Origin of the sequence: Noviherbaspirillum sp., from assembly GCF_035944575.1 — a bacterium.
In the GTDB taxonomy this organism is placed as follows: domain Bacteria; phylum Pseudomonadota; class Gammaproteobacteria; order Burkholderiales; family Burkholderiaceae_D; genus Noviherbaspirillum.
Genome location: NZ_DASZBA010000080.1, coordinates 1 through 21,327 on the forward strand (window position 1 = coordinate 1; position 21,327 = coordinate 21,327).

At 62.2% G+C, this 21,327-nt stretch carries 18 protein-coding genes; 4 read left to right on the forward strand and 14 right to left on the reverse strand.

The features are described 5' to 3' along the window. Positions 1-239 precede the first annotated feature (239 nt). The 10 genes from ccoG to VGU61_RS04600 form a co-directional block, all read right to left on the reverse strand. Positions 240-1,640, reverse strand: a complete 1,401-nt coding sequence (ccoG, locus tag VGU61_RS04555) for a cytochrome c oxidase accessory protein CcoG (protein ID WP_326857913.1) — start codon at positions 1,638-1,640, stop codon at positions 240-242. Then, a complete protein-coding gene (ccoP, locus tag VGU61_RS04560; protein ID WP_326857914.1) occupies positions 1,637-2,599 on the reverse strand; it encodes a cytochrome-c oxidase, cbb3-type subunit III in 963 nt (320 codons plus the stop codon). Before ccoP ends, ccoG begins: the two co-directional genes overlap by 4 nt. Beyond that, complete coding sequence (locus VGU61_RS04565; RefSeq protein WP_326857915.1) at positions 2,592-2,774, reverse strand: cbb3-type cytochrome oxidase subunit 3; 183 nt, start codon at positions 2,772-2,774, stop codon at positions 2,592-2,594. Before VGU61_RS04565 ends, ccoP begins: the two co-directional genes overlap by 8 nt. Before the next feature lie 2 nt (positions 2,775-2,776). Beyond that, positions 2,777-3,391 carry a cytochrome-c oxidase, cbb3-type subunit II gene (gene ccoO / locus VGU61_RS04570; protein ID WP_326857916.1) on the reverse strand — a complete coding sequence of 205 codons (615 nt, stop codon included), beginning with the start codon at positions 3,389-3,391 and terminating at the stop codon, positions 2,777-2,779. Between the two features lie 241 nt (positions 3,392-3,632). Continuing rightward, positions 3,633-5,060, reverse strand: a complete 1,428-nt coding sequence (ccoN, locus tag VGU61_RS04575; protein ID WP_326857917.1) for a cytochrome-c oxidase, cbb3-type subunit I — start codon at positions 5,058-5,060, stop codon at positions 3,633-3,635. 149 nt (positions 5,061-5,209) lie between these two features. Beyond that, positions 5,210-5,371, reverse strand: coding sequence for a cbb3-type cytochrome oxidase assembly protein CcoS (ccoS, locus tag VGU61_RS04580; RefSeq protein ID WP_326857918.1), 162 nt, complete (start codon positions 5,369-5,371; stop codon positions 5,210-5,212). Positions 5,372-5,697: 326 nt separating this feature from the next. After that, on the reverse strand, positions 5,698-8,280 hold the full coding sequence (locus VGU61_RS04585; RefSeq protein WP_326857919.1) for a heavy metal translocating P-type ATPase: 2,583 nt from the start codon (positions 8,278-8,280) through the stop codon (positions 5,698-5,700). Further along, positions 8,277-9,053, reverse strand: a complete 777-nt coding sequence (locus tag VGU61_RS04590; RefSeq protein WP_326857920.1) for a sulfite exporter TauE/SafE family protein — start codon at positions 9,051-9,053, stop codon at positions 8,277-8,279. The genes VGU61_RS04585 and VGU61_RS04590 overlap by 4 nt, the downstream gene beginning before the upstream one ends. Next, positions 9,050-10,495, reverse strand: a complete 1,446-nt coding sequence (hemN, locus tag VGU61_RS04595) for an oxygen-independent coproporphyrinogen III oxidase (protein WP_326857921.1) — start codon at positions 10,493-10,495, stop codon at positions 9,050-9,052. Before hemN ends, VGU61_RS04590 begins: the two co-directional genes overlap by 4 nt. Before the next feature lie 329 nt (positions 10,496-10,824). Further along, positions 10,825-13,518: a bifunctional acetate--CoA ligase family protein/GNAT family N-acetyltransferase gene (locus VGU61_RS04600; RefSeq protein WP_326857922.1), complete on the reverse strand. Its 2,694-nt coding sequence runs from the start codon at positions 13,516-13,518 to the stop codon at positions 10,825-10,827. Between the two features lie 323 nt (positions 13,519-13,841). Between VGU61_RS04600 and VGU61_RS04605 the strand changes: the two genes are divergently transcribed. Further along, positions 13,842-14,690 (forward strand): universal stress protein, encoded by an 849-nt coding sequence (locus VGU61_RS04605; protein WP_326857923.1) that lies wholly within the window; start codon positions 13,842-13,844, stop codon positions 14,688-14,690. A 44-nt stretch (positions 14,691-14,734) separates the two neighbouring features. Beyond that, positions 14,735-15,172, forward strand: coding sequence for a universal stress protein (locus VGU61_RS04610; RefSeq protein WP_326857924.1), 438 nt, complete (start codon positions 14,735-14,737; stop codon positions 15,170-15,172). A 40-nt stretch (positions 15,173-15,212) separates the two neighbouring features. Here the strand turns inward: VGU61_RS04610 and VGU61_RS04615 are convergent, their stop codons facing one another. Continuing rightward, entirely contained in the window at positions 15,213-16,364 is a 1,152-nt protein-coding gene (locus VGU61_RS04615; protein ID WP_414691596.1) for an NAD(P)H-dependent flavin oxidoreductase, read from the reverse strand. A 392-nt stretch (positions 16,365-16,756) separates the two neighbouring features. Here VGU61_RS04615 and VGU61_RS04620 point away from each other — a divergent pair, with 392 nt between their 5' ends. After that, positions 16,757-17,689 (forward strand): lysylphosphatidylglycerol synthase transmembrane domain-containing protein, encoded by a 933-nt coding sequence (locus VGU61_RS04620; protein ID WP_326857926.1) that lies wholly within the window; start codon positions 16,757-16,759, stop codon positions 17,687-17,689. A 254-nt stretch (positions 17,690-17,943) separates the two neighbouring features. On the opposite strand, the gene VGU61_RS04625 is transcribed toward VGU61_RS04620, so the two are convergent. The 3 genes from VGU61_RS04625 to VGU61_RS04635 all read right to left on the reverse strand — a co-directional run bounded on the left by VGU61_RS04625 (position 17,944) and on the right by VGU61_RS04635 (position 19,894). Beyond that, positions 17,944-18,468, reverse strand: a complete 525-nt coding sequence (locus VGU61_RS04625; RefSeq protein ID WP_414691595.1) for a regulatory protein RecX — start codon at positions 18,466-18,468, stop codon at positions 17,944-17,946. Beyond that, complete coding sequence (locus VGU61_RS04630; protein WP_326857928.1) at positions 18,455-19,024, reverse strand: hypothetical protein; 570 nt, start codon at positions 19,022-19,024, stop codon at positions 18,455-18,457. The genes VGU61_RS04625 and VGU61_RS04630 overlap by 14 nt, the downstream gene beginning before the upstream one ends. Before the next feature lie 318 nt (positions 19,025-19,342). Then, positions 19,343-19,894 carry a hypothetical protein gene (locus VGU61_RS04635; protein ID WP_326857929.1) on the reverse strand — a complete coding sequence of 184 codons (552 nt, stop codon included), beginning with the start codon at positions 19,892-19,894 and terminating at the stop codon, positions 19,343-19,345. Between the two features lie 299 nt (positions 19,895-20,193). Here VGU61_RS04635 and waaF point away from each other — a divergent pair, with 299 nt between their 5' ends. Continuing rightward, entirely contained in the window at positions 20,194-21,261 is a 1,068-nt protein-coding gene (gene waaF / locus VGU61_RS04640; protein WP_326857930.1) for a lipopolysaccharide heptosyltransferase II, read from the forward strand. Positions 21,262-21,327: the final 66 nt, after the last annotated feature.

Genomic DNA, 21,327 nt, shown 5'->3' on the forward strand with positions numbered 1-21,327 from the left:
CCTGGGGGGGGGGGGGGGTGGGGGGGGGAATGTGGCTGATTGCGGGTACATGACTTTTCTTTCTCGCAGAAATTGCAACTTGACTCCGGGCTCCCTCCTCCTTGTAGGGGGAGGGCTGGGGCGGGGGTGTGAAGGTTGAGCCATTGCATGCAATTGCTCGACTTCACTACCCCCATCCCAACCTTCCCCCAACAAGGGGGAAGGGGTCTTTGCTTTATTGCTTCGCAATTATTTAGGGCTCAATTTTTCGGCACATAAAACACCGCCTTCTCCTTCACCACCACATCCCGTCCATCCGTCGACGTCAGCGTGAACTCGATCTTGTTCGATCCCGGCGTGCCGTTGCCCGGCTCGATACGTACCTTCACCGGCAGGCCGCGCGAGGCGGTGGGGCCGAGCACCACTTCATCGGGCGTCGCCAGTCGAATACCGTCGATGCCGGAGACGGAGATGCGGTAACGGCGCGTCGCTTCGTCGGTGTTCATGATCTGCAGGCGATAGACGTTTTCGATCAGTCCGTTGTCCACCTCCCGCGCCATCGCGCCACGATCGCGGATCACGTCCACTTTCAGCGGCGTGCGGGTCAGCAGGCTGCCGAAAAACACCGCGACGATGACACTCAGGATGCCGGTGTAGATCAGGATGCGCGGACGCAGCGTGCGCTTTCTGACCGCGCTCTCCGACAGTTTTTCCTTGAGGGCGTTTTCGGTGGTGTAGCGAATGAGTCCCTCCGGCTGCCCGGTCTTGCGCATGACACTGTTACAGGCATCCACGCAGGCGGCGCAGCCGATGCACTCGTACTGCAGCCCGTTGCGGATGTCGATGCCGGTCGGGCAGACCTGCACGCACATCGTGCAGTCGATGCAATCACCCTTGGCCTGCGCCATGTCTTTCTTGCGCAGGGCGCCGCGCGGCTCGCCGCGGCCGGCGTCATAGCTGACGATCAGCGTATCGCTATCGAACATCGAACTCTGGAAGCGGGCATACGGGCACATGTATTTGCACACCTGCTCGCGCAGCCAGCCGGCATTGCCGTAGGTGGCGAAGCCGTAAAACACGATCCAGAACGTTTCCCACGGGCCGAGGCCGAAGGTCAGGACTTCACGCTGCAGCACATGAATCGGCGTGAAATAGCCGACGAAGGTGAAACCGGTCCACAATGCGACAGCGCCCCATGCGGCGTGCTTGACTGCCTTGCGGGCGAACTTCGCCACGGATGCGGGCTGCCGGTCAAGGCGCATGCGGGCGCTGCGGCTGCCTTCGATCTGCCGCTCTATCCACATGAAGATTTCGGTGTAGACGGTCTGCGGGCAGGCGAAGCCGCACCATACCCGCCCTGCGACCGCGGTCGCCAGAAACAGCAGGTAGGCGCAGATGATCAGCAGCACCGCGAGGTAAATGAAATCCTGCGGCCAGAGCACGATGCCGAAGATATAAAACTTCCTTGCCGCCAGATCAAACAGGACGGCCTGGCGATCGTTCCATGTCATCCACGGCAGGCCGTAAAACACCAGTTGCGTCAGCCAGACGCACACCCAACGCAGGGTCGCATAGCGTCCCTTTGCCTCGCGAGGATAGATTTCCTCGCGAGCGGCGTACATCTTGATGACCGCAACTTCCGGTGTGGATTGCTGGTTCATTTTTGCTGTGCCACTTTCATCGGATCAGCGGCCGGGTCGGTCTTGTCGCCGGAGAGTCCCCACACATACGCACCCAGCACATGCACCTTCGCTTCACCAAGGAAATCGCGGAATGCGGGCATGGTGCTCGTGCGGCCCTTGCGGATGGTTTCCATGACGGTGTTGGCACTGCCGCCATGCAGCCAGATCTTGTCGGACAGGTTGGGCGCGCCGAGGGCCTGGTTGCCGGTGCCGGTGCCGCTATGGCAGGACGCGCAGGCGGCCATGTACTTCGGCCGTCCCAGCACCGACTTGACCGGATCGGTGGTCATGCCGGACAGGCTGCGCACATAGTTGGCAACGTTCTCCACGTCCTTCTCCGATCCAAGCGCGGCACCCATCGGCGGCATGTGGCCGCGGCGGCCGTCAAGGATCGATGCCTTGATCGCTTCGGGCGTGCCGCCGTACAGCCAGTCCTTGTCGGCCAGGTTTGGAAAGCCCTTGCTGCCGCCGGCGTCGGAGCCGTGGCACTGCGCGCAATAGGTCATGAACAGGCGTTCGCCGATCACCCGCGCCTGCGGATCCGCCGCCACGGTTTTCATGTCCTGCTGCAGGTACTTGTTGAACAGCGGGCCGTAGTCGGCGTCCGCCTTCGCCATTTCCTTGTCGTACTGGCCGTTCGATTTCCAGCCGAGCTTGCCCTCGAAGGTGCCGAGGCCGGGGTACAGATACAGGTACGCCAGGCTGAATACGATCGTGATGTAGAACAGCCACATCCACCAGCGCGGCATCGGGTTGTTCAGTTCCGTGAGGCCTTCGTCCCAGCTGTGGCCGGTGGTTTGCACCTTGCCGTCGGCATCCTTGGTAACGACCACCTTGCTCTTGGACTGCACCCAGAGCAGTACACCGCAGCCGAAGACGCTGATGAGCGTCAGCGCGGTGATGTAGATGTTCCAGAATCCATCATTGAAGTCAGCCATGGCGGTTCTCCGGGGATGCGTTGGACTCATCCTGCTCGTCGGCGAACGGCAGGTACGCAGCCTGCTCGAAGGCCGGCTTGCGCCGCGCGCTGTACGACCACAAGATGATGCCGAGGAAGGTGATGAAGCTTGCGACTGTCACCAAGCTGCGGATGTCGAGCAATTCGATTGCCATGATTACCTCTTTGCCTTGATCAATGTGCCCATCTCCTGCAGATAGGCGATGAGTGCGTCCTGTTCCGTCTTGCCCGCCAGCTCTTTCGGTGCTTCGGCGATGTCGGCGTCGGTGTACGGATCGCCGAGCCGCTTGAGTGCGCGCATGCTGGCAATGACCGCGTCCGGATTGACCTTGGCGCTCTCCAGCCACGGATAGCCGGGCATGTTGGACTCGGGCACCACGTCGCGCGGGTTGTTCAGGTGGATGCGGTGCCATTCGTCGCTGTAGCGTCCGCCGACGCGGGCGAGGTCCGGGCCGGTACGCTTCGAACCCCACTGGAACGGGCGGTCGAACACGAACTCGCCGGCCACGGAGTAATGCCCGTAGCGCTCGGTCTCGGCGCGGAACGGACGGATCATCTGCGAGTGGCAGTTGTAGCAGCCTTCCCGCACATACACATCGCGTCCCGCCAGGCGCAGCGCGGAATATGGCTTCAGCCCGGCGACCGGCTCGGTGGTCGATTTCTGGTAAAACAGCGGCACGATCTCGGCAAGGCCGCCGATGCTGACCACGACGATCACGAGCGCGATCAGCAGCCAGGGGTTCTTTTCAATCCATTCATGTGAAAACTTCATTTACTGCTCCTGTTTTTTTCTATATGGGTGAGGCTTGGCTCTCGATGAACGTCCAACCACGGCATTAATCTCTCCGGCGGGCTCCTTCCCCCTCTCAGGGGGAAGGCTGGGAAGGGGGTGGTGAGATTGAGCCGTCGTATGCAATAGCTCGACCTCACTACCCCCACCCTACCCCTCCCCCTGAGAGGGGGAGGGAACCTTACGGAGATGGGTCAAACGCCGTTTGTCTTAAAAGGCTCCATCAAGCAACCGCCGTCCCCGCCACCGGAATCCGCGCACTCACCTGCTGCGCATCACGCGTCGTCATGAACACATTCCACGCCATCAGCAGCATCCCGCCGAGATACAGCAAGCCGCCGCCGAAACGAATCACGTAGTACGGATACGTCGCCTTGACCGACTCCACGAAGGTGTAGGTCAGGGTGCCGTCCGCATTCACCGCGCGCCACATCAGACCCTGCATCACGCCGGCGATCCACATCGCGGCGATGTACAGCACGATGCCGATGGTCGCCATCCAGAAGTGCGCATCGATCAGGCTGACGCTCCACATTTCCTTCTTGCCGAACAGCCGCGGGATCAGGTAGTAGATCGAACCCATGGTGATGAAGCCGACCCAGCCGAGCGCGCCGGCATGGACGTGGCCCACGGTCCAGTCGGTGTAGTGCGACAGCGCGTTGATGGTCTTGATCGACATCATCGGGCCCTCGAAGGTCGCCATGCCGTAGAAGGACAGCGACACGATGAGGAACTTCAGAATCGGGTCGGTGCGCAGCTTGTGCCATGCGCCGGACAGGGTCATGACGCCGTTGATCATGCCGCCCCAGGACGGCGCCAGCAGGATCAGCGAGAACACCATGCCGATCGACTGGGTCCAGTCAGGCAGCGCGGTGTAATGCAGATGGTGCGGGCCAGCCCACATGTAGGTGAAGATCAGCGCCCAGAAGTGCACGATCGACAGGCGGTACGAGTACACCGGACGTTCCGCCTGCTTCGGAATGAAGTAGTACATCATGCCGAGGAAGCCTGCGGTGAGGAAGAAGCCGACCGCATTGTGGCCGTACCACCACTGGATCATCGCGTCCTGCACGCCGGTGTAGGCGGAGTAGGACTTGCCCATCGTGACCGGCATCGCGGCGCTGTTGACGATATGCAGGATGGCGACGGTGAGAATAAAGGCGCCGAAGAACCAGTTGGCGACATAGATGTGCGATACCTTGCGCTTGAGCAGCGTGCCGAAGAACACCACCGCATAGCTCACCCATACCAGCGCAATCAGGATATCGATCGGCCATTCCAGTTCAGCGTATTCCTTGCCGGAAGTCATGCCGAGCGGCAGCGTGATGGCGGCGGCGACGATGACGATCTGCCAGCCCCAGAAGGTGAACGCCGCCAGCTGGTCGGAAAACAGCCGTACCTGGCAGGTACGCTGCACGACATAATAAGACGTCGCAAACAGGGCGCAGCCGCCAAAGGCAAAAATCACCGCATTGGTATGCAGCGGGCGCAGCCTGCCATAGCTGAGCCAAGCGACATCGAAATTGAGCGCGGGCCATGCCAGCTGGGCGGCGATGAACACCCCCACCAGCATGCCGACCACGCCCCACACTACGGTCGCGATGGCGAACTGCCTGACGACCTTGTAGTTGTAGTTGAGTGCTGTATCCACGACTTCTCCCGAGTGCGACATTGATTAACGTGCAGGCAGAATAGAAGTCGGGACCTCGAAAATCATTGATCTGAATCAAAATCGTCCGGAACGTGAAAAATGGGACGAAAAACCCACGGACGAGAATGAAAAATGCGCAAGGAAGCTTGTTATTTCGGCTCGTCGACGGCCGAATCGTCGTCCTGCAAAACACGCAATGCAGGACCGACCATGTCATCGAACTGCCCGCTGTCGGACATCTGGAAGAACACCCAGATCGCAAGGAAGACGATGGCGACGCTGAGGGGAATGAGGAGGTAGAGGGATTCCATTTTTGCTATTAAATCTCAGTAGGTGCCGGCAACCAACTACTAACGAAAATCGAAGTAGACAAGGTCATGCAAAGAGGCTGTGGCCGTTGAATTCCGCTTGGCGCTGCCGGAAAAATGTGAGGCAAAGCAGATAAAGAAGCGAAACCTGTCTGAGCCGAAGGCGAGTTTATTTCGCGTCCCGCTTTGCCTCACATTTTTCCGGGAACCCGAAGGGCAGCGACTCGCGGTCGCCTTTCTTTGCTTACTTTCTTTGGCGAAGCAAAGAAAGTAAGTGGCCCGCCGGGGCCAGTCCCGGCTTGCCTCTTCGAAGACAGAAAAGAGTTGCATTACCGGAGACACTCCGTCGCTCTGGATTCCCGCCGTCGCGGGAATGACAAAGGTGGGTTGGCATCCGTAGCAAAGGCGGATATACGCGCCTCTCTCCGCAACCGCAACGCATTCACCACCACCACCGCCGAACTCACCGACATCCCCACTCCCGAAAGCCAAGGATTCAACAACCCCAACGCCGCCGCCGGAATGGCAATCACGTTATACAAGGTCGCCCACGCCAGGTTCTGCCGGATCACCGCCATCGTCCGCGATGCAGTCAACGCCGCATCCCGCATCGATGCCAGCCGCCCCGACAGCAGCACCGCATCCGCATGCGTCTGCGCCAGCGCCGCCCCTGTGCCCATCGCAAACGACACATCCGCCGCGCGCAGCACCGCCGCATCGTTGATGCCGTCACCGACCATCGCGACCACCGCGCCGCCTTGCTGCAACTGCTGCACGAAGGCCAGCTTCTGTTCCGGCAGGCAGGCGCCATGCGCAGCATCGATGCCGAGGCTGTTCGCCACCCGCTGCGTGATTGCGTGATCATCGCCGCTGAGCAGAATGACTTTTTTGCCAAGGGAGCGGAAGTAGGCAATCGTCGCCCGCGCATCCTCGCGCACCGCATCGGCGAGATCGAACCTCGCCAGCCATGCACCGCTAGTTCCGAGATAGACGGATGTGCATTCGTCATGCCCGCCTTCGAAGCGCGGACAGGCATTGCCGCACAGTTCCGCCACGAAGACGGCGCTGCCGAGCCGGTAGCGCACACCGTCCACCGTGCCTTCCAGTCCCTGTCCGGCGGTGTGATGCAAGTCATCGGCCCGCGTATCGCCCGGCGTCACACCATGCAATGCGGCGACATCTGCCAGCGCTACCGCGAGCGGATGCCCGCTGGACGCTTCCAGCGCCGCCACCGCGCGCCACAGCCGCGCATCCTGCCCGGTTGCAAACATGGTTACATGCCGGACCGCCGGCTTGCCGACCGTGAGCGTGCCGGTCTTGTCGAACACGATATGCGTCGCGCGGTGCAGCGTCTCCAGCACATGCGACTGCACGATCAGCACGCCCCGGCGCACCAGGAAATCGGTCGCGGCGGCCAGCGCGGTTGGTGTCGCCAGCGACAGCGCGCAGGGACAGGACACCACCAGCACCGCGATGGCGATCGGCCATGCGCGCTGCGAATCGGCCAGCTGCCAATAGGCAAACACCGCAAGCGCGAACAGCAGCAGCGATGCCACGAACCAGGCGGCAACCTTGTCCGCCCAGCAGGCGATCTGCGGCTTGGCCTGCCCGGCCCGCTCGACCAGCCTGACCAGCGCCGACAGGGTGCTGTCGGCGACAGGCCGCGTGACACGCAGCAGCATCGGCTGCGACACATTCACCGCGCCGCCGGGCAGCAGGTCGCCGGCCACCTTGCCTTGCGGACGGCTCTCGCCGGTCAGCAGCGACACGTCGATCGAGGTGCCGCCCTCGATCAGCGTGCCGTCCGCCGGAATCGCTTCGCCGGGTTTCACCAGCAGCACATCGCCCACCGACAGGCTCTCCGCCGCCACCGTTTCGGTGTCGCGGCTGCCGGGATAGCCGGGCATGCGCGACGCCGACGACGGTAACGCATGGCTCAGCCTTTGCAAGGACGATGCCGCCTTGCGCCGCGCCGCCAGCTCCAGGTAGCGGCTGCACAGCAGCAGGAAGATGAACATGGTGACCGAGTCGAAATAGACCGCGCCGCCCTCCGGGCCGCGGAAGGTGGCCACCGTGCTGCCCGCGAATGCCGCGATGATGCCGAGCGCCACCGGCACGTCCATGCCGAGCGCGCGATGCCGGATGCCCGACCATGCGCCCTGAAAGAACGGCAACGCCGAGTAACAGACCGCCGGCAGCGTCAGGAACAGGCTGGCCCAGCGCATCAGGCTGTCCATGTCGGGATCGATGCTGCCTTCCTCCGCCATGTAAACCGGGATGGCGTACATCATGACCTGCATCATCGACAACAGGGCCACGAACATCTGCCGGAACAGTTTCCTGCCGGCCTGCTGCAACTGGCCCTCCTGGCGAGCGGCGTCGAACGGATAAGCCGCATAGCCGACTTCACGCACTGCCTGCAGGATGTCGCTCAGCTTGCAGCCATCGTTATTCCAGCGCACATGCAAGCGGCCGGTGGCGACATTCATGTTGCATGCCTGTACACCCGGCACGCGCATCAGGCGTCCTTCGATCAGCCAGACGCAGGCGGCGCAGCGGATGCCTTCGATCGACAACGTCGCTTCGCTGCCTGCCGCTGCCGCTTCCTGTCCGCCGGCATTGTCGTCCTTGTCATACAAGCGCAATTCCGGCAACGCCATTGCACGCGCATCGTCGACGCTGCCGGGCAGCGCGGTGCGCGTCCGGTAGTAATCCGACAAGCCGCTGTCGAGGATGGATTGCGCCACCGCCTGGCAGCCCGGGCAGCAAGTCGATCGCTGCGCATCGTCGAACACGACCGGCCAGTCCTGCCCCGCCGGCAGCGGCGCGCCGCAATGGAAACAGCCGGCGTCAGCCAGCGAAAGTTGGTTCGGATCCTGGACCAGGTGCATTTGTGGAAGTGGCGCGTTCATCGATGCACTCCTGCCGACGGCGAGACGCAGAACACATCCAGCCACTCCGGCGCCATGCCGCCGCCGGCACGGGCCAGGCCGAGCAGGCCGAAGGCAAGAACGACAATGCCGGCCACGATACGCATCCGGCGTTCCCTGATCCAGCGTGTCGCGCCGGCGCCGGCCAGGCCGATCGCCAGCAGCGCAGGCAAAGTACCAAGGCCGAACGCCAGCATGACGGCGGCGCCGGACAGAGCCGAACCGGTCAGCATCGCCGCCAGCAATACGCTGTACACCATGCCGCAAGGAACCCATCCCCACAGCGCGCCGAGTGCCAGCGCCTTGCGCGGCGTGTCCATCGGCAGCAGCGGCCGCATCAGCGGCTGTACCCTGCGCCATACCACGCCGCCAGCCTGCTCCAGCCTGGCCAGCCCATACCATGCGCCCATCAGGTAGAGGCCGAGCGCCACCAGCATCAGGTTCGCCATCCAGTAGCCGGCAATCTGCAGCGATGCCACATTGGCCAATGCCTGCGCATTGCCGGCCAGGCCGCCGGCGATCGCGCCGGCCGTCATGTAGCTGCCGATGCGGCCGGCGTTATACGCGGCCACACGCAGAAGGGAGCCGGCGGCTTCAACCGGTTTCGCGGCCATCGTAACCACGGTTACTGGAAAAGGTCGCCGCGCGTTCCCCGCCACCGACAGTGCGCCGACGATGCCGCCGCACATGCCGATGCAATGCACCGAGCCCAGCAGGCCGATGACGGCAAACGGCAGGAGATTCAGTCCGCTCATATGGTCCGCGAAAACCTGAGGGGTTGCGGTGCGCCCGCTGTGGAACTGCCCGGTGCGCGCGGTGCATCGAGGTAGCGGTCGAACACCATGCAGATGTTGCGGATCAAAAGTCGTCCTTTCATCGTCACGGTGATCCATTCGGCATCAATGGTCAGCAAGCCGTCGCGCTCCAGTTCGCGCAGCTTTTCCAGCTCGTCGGCGAAGTGGCTGCTGAAGGTGATCGGATACGCCAGCTCGATCGACGACATGGATAGTTCGAAATTGCACATCAGCATCTGGATGATGATGCGTCTTGCCAGATCGTCCATGGTCAGCTTCACGCCGCGCGTGATCGGCAGCTCGTTGCGCTCGAGGCGGTCATAGTATTCATCGAGCGTCTTGGCGTTCTGGCTATACGTCGCGCCGACGGCGCTGATGGCCGATACGCCGCAGGCGACGAGGTCCGCATCCGCATGGGTCGAGTAACCCTGGAAGTTGCGATGCAGCCGGCCCTGGCGCTGCGCGACCGCGAGGTCGTCGTCCGGCTTGGCGAAATGGTCCATGCCGATGTAAACATAGCCGGCATCGGTGAGCCGCTTGATGCACAGGTACAGCATATCGAGCTTGGTTTCCCTGCTCGGCAGATCATCTTCGCTGATGCGACGCTGCGGTTTGAACAGGTGCGGCAGATGCGCGTAGTTGTAGATCGAAATCCGATCGGGGTCGGCGGCAATTACCTTGGTCAGCGTCTGCTGCATGGTGATGACATTCTGCTTCGGCAGCCCGTAGATGAGGTCGATGCTGACGGACCGGAAGGATGCCTCGCGCGCCGCCTTGATGATGGCCAGCGTCTGCTCTTCAGGCTGGATGCGGTTGACCGCCTTCTGCACTTCCGGATCGAAGTCCTGAACGCCAAGGCTGAGGCGGTTGAAGCCCTGCCTGCGCAGGGTGTGGATACGTTCCGGCGATACGGTGCGCGGGTCGACCTCGATCGAATATTCGCCGATGGCGTCGGACGCGAACTGGAACCAGCGGCGCAGATGCGCCAGCAGATCGTCCATTTGCTGATCCGACAGGAAGGTCGGCGTGCCGCCGCCGAAGTGGAGCTGCTCGACCTGGTTCATGCCGGCGAACAGCTTGCCCTGCATCTCGATCTCGCGCTTGAGATAGCTGAGATAGGTGACGGCCTTGCTGCGGTCGCGCGTCACGACCTTGTTGCATCCGCAGTAATAGCAGACCGTGTCGCAAAACGGAACGTGCACATACAGCGACAGCGGCGGCCTGCCCTTTCGCGCCTGCAGGCCGGCGACCGCCTGCAGATAATCGGCGTAATCGAAGGTATCGGAAAACCGGTCCGCGGTCGGATAAGACGTATAGCGGGGACCGGGACGATCGAGCTTGCGGATCAGCGGCGCATCGAACTCGACCGATTGCGACAACGCCGACATTGTTGAAACCACCATCTTGTTGCACTCCAGCAGCCAGTCGCGCCGAGGATTCGGCGTTGATTCAGGCGCAGTGCAGTGTACGAACCGGGTATCGCAAAATCATTGATCCAGGTCAAAAACGTCCGGACGGCGGGGGGTGTTTAGGCGATCGCGGCGGGACGCTGAAGGAATGTGATTGGGGATGTTTTATCTATTTGCCTAAAGGTGGCAACTGGATAACAGGGACGAGCGTTACTGTGTCGCGAACCATCGCCTGACGGCCCCTTCCCCCTTTCAGGGGGGGAAGGAGCCGTGCAGCGATGATTTGATATGCGGTACCTGTACAAACCTCGCCAAGACACCCCCTACTGCAACCTCAACCGCATCAGCATCGTCTCGTCATGCGGCGCCCGGCTGAGCTGGAAGCCGAGCGCGGTCGACATGTTCAGCACCCGCTTGTTGTTCGGCAGCGCTTCGCCCACCAGTTCCTGCGTGCCGCGCGAACGGCAATAACCGATCAGTTTCTGCATCAGGATGCGGCCCAATCCCTGCCCTTTCACATCCGAGCGGACGATGACGGCAAACTCCGCCGTGATGTTGTCCGGATCGGAGATGGCGCGTGCCACGCCCACGGTTTCGGAGGTGCCGTCTTCCCGCTGCCGGATGGCGATGAACGCCATCTCGCGGTCATAGTCGATCTGCGTGAGCCGGGCCAGTTGCGAAGGCTGCAGTTCGCGCAGCCGGGTGAAGATGCGGTAACGCACATCCTCGGGATCGAGCGCGTTGAAGAAGGCGAGGTGCTGCGGTGCGTCCTCTGGCTTGATCGGCCGGATCAGCAGATCCGATCCTTGCCACGATACGGTTTCCTCCAGCGCGTCCGGATAAGGACGGATGGCGAAACGCGCCGCACCCTCCACCTCCGCCGGCGTCACCCGCATGCGGGCATCGAGTGCGATGACGCCGTTCTCATCCGTCAGCAGCGGATTGATATCGAGTTCGATGATCTCGGGGATGTCGGCGATCATGGTCGATAGGTTGATCAGCGTGCGGCAGATGCCGTCGATGTCCGCCGGAGGCCGGTTGCGGTATCCGGCCAGCAGTTTCGAAATCCGCGTGCGCGAGATGACGTCGCGCGCCAGCACCATGTTCAGCGGCGGCAGCGCCAGGGCATGATCGGCGGTGACCTCAACCGAAATGCCTCCCTGCCCGAACAGGATGACAGGGCCGAACACCGGATCGGTGCTGACGCCGACGATGAGTTCATGCGCGCGCGGACGGCGCTCCATCGACTGCACCGAGAATCCGTGCAGGGTCGCATCGGGCCGGATTTCATGCAGTCGCTTTTGCATCGCGATCGCTGCGGAGCGGACTGCTTCCGGCGATTCCAGATCGAGCACCACGCCGCCCACTTCGGTCTTGTGCGACACCTCGGGAGACAGGACTTTCAATGCGACTGGAAAGCCGATCTGCTGCGCCAGCATCACCGCCGCCTCGACACGATCGGCGATCTCCGTCCGCACTACCGGGATGCCGTACGCCGCGAGTATCCTTTTCGCATCCGGTTCCGACAGTTCGGGCCGGTTCAGTTCAAGGGCCCGCCGCACGACCGCGCGCGCCGCCTCCCGGTCCGGAACGAAGGCCGGGCCCGCCGGGGCGGCGGCGCAAGCCGAGGGCGGTACCTGCATGAGGAGGTCCTGGTTGCGGCGGTACTGCACCATCTGCATGAAGCCGCCGACGGCTTCCTCCGGCGTATCGAAGGTCGGGATGCCGGATTCGGAAAACAGCCGCCTTGCCTGGGCGACGCTGTCGCCGCCGAGCCAACAGGAGATGATATTGCGTGCCGCATCCTTCGCCAGCGGCGCGACGGTTTTCGCGATGTCGGCGCTGGGTACGATCGCAGTCGGCGCATGAATGAAAAGGATCGCGTCCGATTTCGGATCCTTCAGCAATACTTCCATGGCTTGCCGGTAGCGTTCGCCGGTGGCGTCGCCGATGATGTCGACCGGGTTGCCGTGCGACCAGGTCGGCGGCAGGATCTCATTCAGCTTATGCATTGTGTCGGCGGACAACTCGGCCAGCTTGCCGCCCTCGGCGATCAGCGCATCGGTGGCCAGCACGCCGGGACCCCCGCCGTTGGTGACGATGGTCAGGCGCTCGCCGAACAGCGGCTTGGCGCGTGCAAGGGTTTCGACCGCATCGAACAGATCCTCGGTGCCCAGTACGCGCAGCATGCCCGCGCGCCGGATGGCGGCATCGTACACATCGTCGCTGCCGGCCAGGGCGCCGGTATGGGAACTCGCCGCCTTCGCGCCTTCCGCGACGCGCCCCGACTTGACGACGATGACCGGTTTGCTGCGCGCCGCCGCGCGGGCCGCCGACATGAATTTGCGCGCCTCGCGCACGTCTTCGATGTAAAGCAGGATGGAATGCGTATCGACGTCGCTGGCGAGGTAATCGAGCAGATCGCCGAAGTCGATATCGGCGCTGTCGCCGAGGGAAATGAATTTGGAAAAGCCGATGCCGCGGGTCTTTGCCCAGTCGAGCACGCCTGTTACCAGCGCGCCCGATTGCGAAACGAAAGTGATTTTCCCGGGCAGCGCGCCGGTATGCGCGAAGCTCGCATTCAGGCCGATATCGGGCACCAGCAGGCCGACGCAATTCGGCCCGAGTATGCGCAGCAGGTGCGGCCTCGCCGCATCCAGCATCGCCTGCTTGATTGTGACGCCATGCGGGTCCCTGACATTGCCGAGGCCGGCCGTAAGCACCACCGCGGCCTTGGTGCCACGCTCGCCGAGCTGCCTGATGATTGCCGGAATGGTGTCCGGCGGCGTGCATATCACCGCCAGGTCAGGTACGGTCGGCAGATGCGCCGCATCACGATATACCTCGTACCCTTCCAGGCGGTCATATTTCGGATTGACTGGAAATATTTCTCCCTGAAACCGCGCTTCGATGAGATTGCGCAGGACCGTGGCGCCCACGCTGTGGGGCTTTTCGGATGCACCGATGACAGCGACCGACTTAGGCTGAAAGAGGGACTGGAGATTTCTTATGCTCATGATGCCTTCCCGACTCAGGTTGATTGAAACCGCCATTACAGCTTGCGTTGCGGTCGCTGCAGCAGGTTTGCTGAATCAGGCAAGAACCCGCGCACATGGTTCCCATTGCGGCTGGAAGCGATGGTAATAAGCAGGTGCTGCAAAAAATTGATGCAAGTCAAAATTGCAAAAACAATCGTGCATTTGCGCCATTTGTTTCTGGACTGCGCCGGAAGGCGACCTTACGCTGAAACGGCGTTGAACTCATCGTTGTTGAATGCATCGCCGTTGTTGAATGCATCGCCGATGAATGAAGCGACCGATCTTCAGGAAAGGAATCCGCCATGTCGTATAAAACCATCCTGGTGCATGTCGACCAGTCACGGCATACCCCTGCACGCATACGGATCGCCGCGCAGCTTGCCGCTGCGGAAAACGCCCACCTGATCGGTGCGGCGATGACCGGCGTGTCACGTTACCTGTACCGCCAGAATCATGGCGAAATCACCGCCACCATCGTCGCCGATCAGGTCGATTTCCTGTACCAGCGTGCCGAAGATGCGCTGGCTCAATTCGAGCGCATCGCCAGGGAGTCCGAAGTACGCTCCTACGAGCGCCGGCTGCTCAACGACGACTATCACGGCGGCCTGTGCCTGCAGGCGCGCTATTGCGACATCGTAGTGCTGGGGCAGACCGACCCGTACGAAGCACAGGGGCGCATCATTTCCGACCTGCCTGAATACGTGGTTCTCAATAGCGGGCATCCGGTGCTCATCATCCCGCATGCGGGCGAATTCAAGTGCGTCGGCGAGCGGGTGCTGGTCGCATGGGACGGCAGCATGGAGGCAACGCGCGCCATCAATGCCGCGATTCCGGTACTGCGCCGCGCCGGCAATGTCGTGCTTGCCATCTTCGATTCGCCGGCCGGCCCGGTCGACCCTGAGCTGCACGGTGAAGAGCCGGGTGCGGATATCGCACTGTTCCTCGCGCGGCATGACGTGAAGGTGGAGGTCAAGCAGCAGGTCACATCGAGCGATGTCGGCAATGCCCTGCTGTCGCTCGCAGCCGATACCGATTCGGACCTGATCGTCATGGGCGGATACGGCCATACGAGTTTCCGCGAGGTGCTGCTCGGCGGCGTGACGAAAACAGTGCTCGAAACGATGACGGTACCTGTGCTGATGTCGCACTGACGCTTATTGCCGCCACATTGATATTTCGCTTGATGGAGTTGAACATGAATATTTTGCTGGCGGTCGATGGATCGTCCTTTTCCTGCAAGGCGGTGACCTATCTTGCATCGCATATGCAATGGTTCAATGGGGAACCGCAATTGCATCTGTTGCATGTGAAGCTGCCGATCCCGCCCGGTCTGGCCGTGGAACAGGCTAGACGCATCCTGGGTGACGATTCCGTGAACGGCTACTACAGGGAAGCGTCGGAGGCTGCGCTGCTTCCTGCGGAAACGATACTGCGTGAAAAAGGCATTCCCTTCCAGTCGCACTACAAGGTCGGCGACATCGCACAAACCATACGAACATATGCAGAGGACAACGGCATTGATCTCATCGTGATGGGTTCGCACGGCCATGGCGCGCTGGCCAATGTCCTGCTCGGGTCGGTCGCAACCAGGACGCTGGCGGCGACCACCATGCCGGTGCTGATCGTTCGATAGAAATTCATGCGCCTGCGCTTTGGGTCGCGCAGGCGGCCCGTCAGCCCGCCCTGAACGCCTGATTCACCGGCTGAACTCCGGTCAGAAGATAGTCAATCAATTCCCGTACCGTGCGGATCGCACTGCCGAAAGGAAGCGGTTCCGAGCCGCGGAAGAACAAGCCGCGCTGTACATCGCCTTTCAACGCGAAGCCGAGCCGGGTGTCGATGCAGAACTGACCCGACTTCGCAATCCCGTCGCGCAGACCGCATTGATGCAGGCAATCGAATCCGGCGGTGCATTTCCTCGGCTTTGCCACCTTCTGCAATCGCGCTTCCTTCTCCAGGTAGTTCGCCAGCCACGGCGTGCGCACTGCGCGTGCGGGCAGGCCGGCCACGCTCATGAAGGTGACGATGTCGTCGGGTGCGGCATCGGCGAGGACTTTCTTGAACGCGGCATGCGCATCGCCTTCCTCGGTGACGGCGAATGCGGTACCGAGCTGGACGGCGCTTGCCCCCATGTCAAACAGCGACCGCATCTGCTGGTGGCTGTGGATGCCGCCGGCGGCGATCAATGGTATGCGCTCGCGTTCAATGCCGAGCTGCCGGAACAATTCGGCACACCCTTCCAGCACGGCGGGAAAAGCGAAATGCGGATCGTCGACGTCTTCCGCCCGCGCAGCGCCGAGATGTCCCGCCGCGTAGCGCGGATTCTCGATCACGATGGCATCCGGCAGGCGATGCTTGCGCATCCACTTCTTCAGCAGCAACGCCACGCCGCGCACATCGGACAGGATGGGAATCAACGCCACATCCGGGAAATCGATGGTGAGGTCGGGGAGATCGAGCGGCAGGCCGGCGCCGACGACGACGGCGTCCGCACCCCTTTCGCATGCCTGGCGCACGTAGGCTGCATATTCCGCCACCGCCCGCATGACGTTGACGGCAATGATGCCGTTCCCGTCTGAGATTTCCCTGGCCGAAGAAATCTCACGCGCGAGCGCGACGAGGTTCGCGGCATCGATGAGCGCCTTATCACGCGTTTTTTCGGTTTGCGCCATCAGGTCCGGATGATGGCGGCGCAGGTCGACGCTCGATATGGTGCCCACCGCGCCCGCCTTCGCCACGCTGCCCGCCAGCCGGTGCGCCGAGATGCCGACGCCCATGCCGCCCTGTACGATCGGCAGGACGGATTTGTTCCGAAGCCTCAGCAAGGGAAATTCGAAGGGAAAACGGGATGGAAGTTCGTTCTGCTGCACGGCGGTCTCCTGCGGGAAAGCACCGAATGTAACAAACGGGATTTTCAAAAAAATTGACTTGAGTCAAAATTTGCAAAATCGCATTTTCAGTCTGGCATGCCTGATCGCCTGCCATGTTGCATGCAGCTTTCGAAGACGAAAAAGAGTGCTGCCGGCCATTGAGGTATCTTGACGGGCCGGGAGCGCATTCATGGTACGTTTCAATGGCATGCCATGCATTCTTCGAGGTGCGGGAAACAACGCGCCTTCCCTTGTTGGTCAGGGCCGCAGACCGATATTCATTCAAGGAAAGTTCACGTCATTCGGCCGAGGCGATGGTTCCGCCTCGCCACGCATTTTTATTGCTTATGCCTCCTCAAATCCCGATAAGAACATTGTCGCTGGCTGTTGTCCTTGCTGTCCTGGTGTATATGGGCATGGCAACCATGGCGGACTGGGCAGCCTTCGGCGACGCCGTGTCGGCCACGCCCGCGATCATGTGGTTCCAGGTCATTGCGCTGTCGCTGGTCAGTTACCTGGCCAGGTTCCTGCGCTGGCACCGGTTTCTCCTTGCGCTTGATCACCCGATTCCGGTCATGCGCAATCTGGAGATCTACCTATCCGGATTTGCCCTGACGCTGACGCCCGGCAAGGCGGGCGAAACCGTGCGCTCGGTTTATCTTCAGCCCTATGGCGTACGCTATACCGAGAGCATCGGCGTGTTTATCGCGGAGCGGCTGCTGGACCTGATCATCGTCGGCCTGCTTGCCAGTCTCGCCGTGTTCATCTTTCCCGAACATCGGTCATGGGCACTGGGCGCGGTCGCGTTCTTTTTCCTGACGGCGCTGATGCTGCGTTCGCGGATCACGGCGATTCTTGCATCGCGCATGGCACGCCACGCCCTTGGCAGGCATACCGCCAAGGGGATCGATACCGTACGCTTCGTACTGTCCGGCAGGCGGCTTGCCGGCGCGTTGCCATTGAGCTTGCTGGCATGGTCGGCGCAAGGCTTTTCCCTTTATCTTGTGGTGCAGGCACTCGGGTACGACATTCCGGCGACCGATGTGATGTCGATTTACTGCCTGAGCATCCTGGCCGGCGTGGCATCGATGATCCCCGGCGGATTGGGGGCTACCGAAGCGGCCATCGCCCTGCTGCTCAATGCCGTCGGCATGAGCCAGGGCGACGCGATTACGGCATCGCTCATCAGCCGGGGCCTGACGCTGTGGCTGGCAGTCGGCATCGGGATCGCGGCCATGAGCAAGATCGCGATGTCGGCGCAACTGCAAAGGAATGCATAGCGCCTCTAGAGCACTTTCGCTCCGACCGTACCGTCGACGCCGGGCGCTTTGCCAGCGGCACTGCGTTGTGCGGGGCCGCCGAGGCTTCCTTGCCATGGCCCGCCATGTCGCGTCACCACCCTTGCAGGGCGCGCATCCGCTTGCAAGCGGATGCCGTTTCGCGGGCAGCAGCATGCTGCCTGATTGCCCGCTCCACCCTTGTTCGGCAGGCAAACCACCTCGGCCTCGCCTGGCACAGTCAGACCGAAAGCGCTCTAGCGCGGCTGCGCCAACGCCTGCAGCGCCTGCTTGATCGCTTCACCGGAAAAGCCGCGATAGCCGAGATACCGCCAGACCTTGGCACTGAGCTCGCGCGAGACGCCGTCGGCGGCAAGCTTGCGGAATTTTTCAATCGCTTCGATGGCGCGCTCGGCTTCCGGGGGGAGCGTATCCAGCTGCGCCCGGACCACCGTGTCATCGACGCCTTTTGTCCGCAAGTCCATCTGGATTTTCCGGTTTCCCGCCCGGTGCGCGGTGGAGCGGGCTTTCATTCCCGCGTACCGCTCGTCGGACTGGTAGTTGTTCGCCTGCACGAACGCCATCGCTTCATCGGCTTCCTCTTCGGAATAGCCGCGCTGGATGATTTTCTTGCGCAGTTCCGCGGCACTCAGCTCCCTTCTGCTCAAATGCCAGATTGCGTAAGACTTGCTCGACCGGGCCGGCTTTTCTTTCTTTCCGCGCAGCGAATCAGGTTTTGGCCGCCGCCTATCGGATGAGCGTGTTATTTCAGGAGGAGACATTGGAGCCTGATGAGGAAGTCGATCGGATACCCAGCCTGGAGAAGAGCTCGGCACGCTGCATCTGGGTAAGCTCGCCCACTTCGGACAATATCCTGCCGACCGGCCTGCTGAGCGGCTTTCCCTCCGCATCCTGCGCCGGCGCGGATGCAAAGCGGGTCCGGATTTCCTCCAGCGCTTCCGGTTTCGGCAGCGTCGCGACGATGCTGACGAGTTCGGCGAGATTCTCCGGCGTGGCGACATCCGCGGCGGCGCACAGCACCCGCATGCTCGCCCGCGACATCGCAAGCAGTTCCTGGTTCGCAATCTGGAGCTCCAGCACGAACTTCCGCGCCACCTTCATGTACTGGCGGGCGGCCTGCGGGTGAATGCCTTCTTCAACCAGGAAGCCCCGAAAGCTGCGGGCCGCTGTCCGGCCGTGCCATTCGCCGGCATCTTCGAGCACGCACAGCATTGCTCCCATCCGTATCTTTTGAAAGCCGATATGCCGGTGAACCTGCGTGGTCAGCTTGTACAGGTCGACGGCCTTGGGCGCGTCGGTGGAATTGGAATGTGTCATCGCTATTCGCTTTACCGGCAACAAGGCCGTCTAGGAAAGACTCCCCGATGCAGCATGGTGGCCATGCTTCATCGGGGAGTCGGCTTCAGGGAAATGTCATCCAGGCCGGTGAACGGAAGGCCTCGGCATCGGATGCGGAAGGCGGATGAAATGCCGTCCTAATGGATGCCTGTCATGCTTGGAATATGGGGTCAACGGCAGGAAAAACCAGCGATTTTGTCGATAAAAATGATGAATTCGACAGCGTCGAAACGAAAGCAAAGACGGCGATGCAAGCCGGCGTGGACAGGCACCGGCGCCTTTGCCTGAAGCAAGTTGCTAGCCGCCGCTGCCGGCAATACCGGCATCGCGTCCACCGCTTGCGCCGCCTCCGGTCAGTGAGGTGCCCGATCCGGACGAGGTGCCGGTCCCGGTGCGCGTATCGCCTGCCGACGCTGCCGAGCCGAGGCCCGTACCGCCGGCGGCATCGGCACCTGCGGCAGGACTGACGCCGTCCCCCTGGATCATGCCGCCCGGCGTGCCGGGAACGCCGGCTGCGTCCGTCGTTTCCCGGACGCTCGGACCGCCGGGGCCGCCCTTGCTGCCTGACAGCTTGGCCCCGGCGGCGGCATCCGTTCCGCCGGCGGCGCCGATGACGGCGGCGCTTCCGCCGTGATGCACCCGGTCGGCAGGTGATGCGCCATCATCATCCCCTTGCCTGGCTCGCGCGGCCGCGGTTTCCGTGACGGGAACAGGGTTGTCGGTCGGCATGCTGTTGCTGGCCTCGGTATGCGCATCCTGCTGCACGTCGTCCATTGCGCCGGTGCTGTTCATCGGATGGGGATTGGCGCCGCCCGGCTTCAAGCCGTTTGTTGACTGGTTTGGATTCATGACAGTTTTGCTCCAGATATTCGGGAAAGGAGTTGGAGTCCGCGAGGCTGTCAAAGTTGCCACACTACCGAAGTCTTGTTCCACTCTCTGCGTCGTTCCACCGCGTCTGGATGAAACCAGGCAAGCCCGCATGGCAGCATCGAGAATCGATCAGCGCGCAATGCTTGAATGCATGCAACTGCCTTCGAAATTGCCCCGCAGTGGCTTCCTGACAGGCAAGCGGGTAAACTACCGCACGCTTCCGATTTGCACGATGCGGGCTGCGGACGAACGCATCGCCGCGCATGCAATCCATCATCATGAACAAAACAGACACATCCTCTCCACGCATCCTCGTCATTTCACCGAACTGGATCGGCGATGCCGTGATGGCCCAGCCGCTGCTTCGGCGCCTGCGCGAGTTGCATCCGCAATGGCCGATCGATGTGCTCGCGCCTGCGTGGGTTGCGCCGGTATGGCGGGCAATGCAGGAAGTCGATACCGTGATGGAGACGCCGTTCAAACACGGCAAGCTGCAGCTCGGCGAACGCCGCAAGTTCGCGGCGATGCTGCGACCGCGCGGTTATGCGGAAGCCTATGTGCTGCCCAACACGATGAAGTTCGCGCTCATTCCCTGGCTGGCTGGCATTCCCAAACGGGTCGGCTACAAGGGCGAGATGCGCTACGGCCTGTTGAATGTGATTCATCACGACGAGCCCGCCGCGCCGCGCCGGATGGCGGCGTTCTACGCGGCACTGGCAGATGCACCTGTGCGCCGCCTGCCACAGGATGCGCCGTTGCCGCAACCATCGCTATCCGTTGCCGATGAGGCGTCCGCTGCCATCATGGAGCGCATCGGCCTGCCCGTCGGCGTACCGCTGGTGGTGTTCGCGCCGGGCGCGGAATTCGGGTCGGCGAAGCGCTGGCCGTCCGACCGGTACGCCGAGCTGGCAATCACCGTGCGCCAGGCGCATCCCGACGCGGAAATCCTGTTGCTCGGTTCAGGCAAGGACAAGCCGGTGTGCGACGACATCGTGGCCGCCGCGCCGGGCGTGCGCAACCTTGCCGGCGCAACGTCGCTGAGCGAAGCAATCGCACTGATCGCCAGAGCCAACGCGGTGGTCTGCAACGATTCCGGATTAATGCATATTGCCGCCGCATTCCGACGCCCCCTTGTCGCGGTGTACGGCCCCACCGACCCCCGCCATACGCCGCCGCTGTCGGAACTGGCGAAGATACTCTGGCTGCATATCGAATGCGCGCCATGCCAGCAGCGCGAATGCCCGCTGGGACATCACCGCTGCATGAAGGACATATCGACGGACATGGTATGGACGCCACTCAAGCCGATGCTGGCGGGCGAGCCCAACGCCGTCACCACCGCATAGCGATACAAAAAGGATACGCATGATTCTGATCACCGGCGCCGCAGGTTTCATCGGCAGCAATCTCGT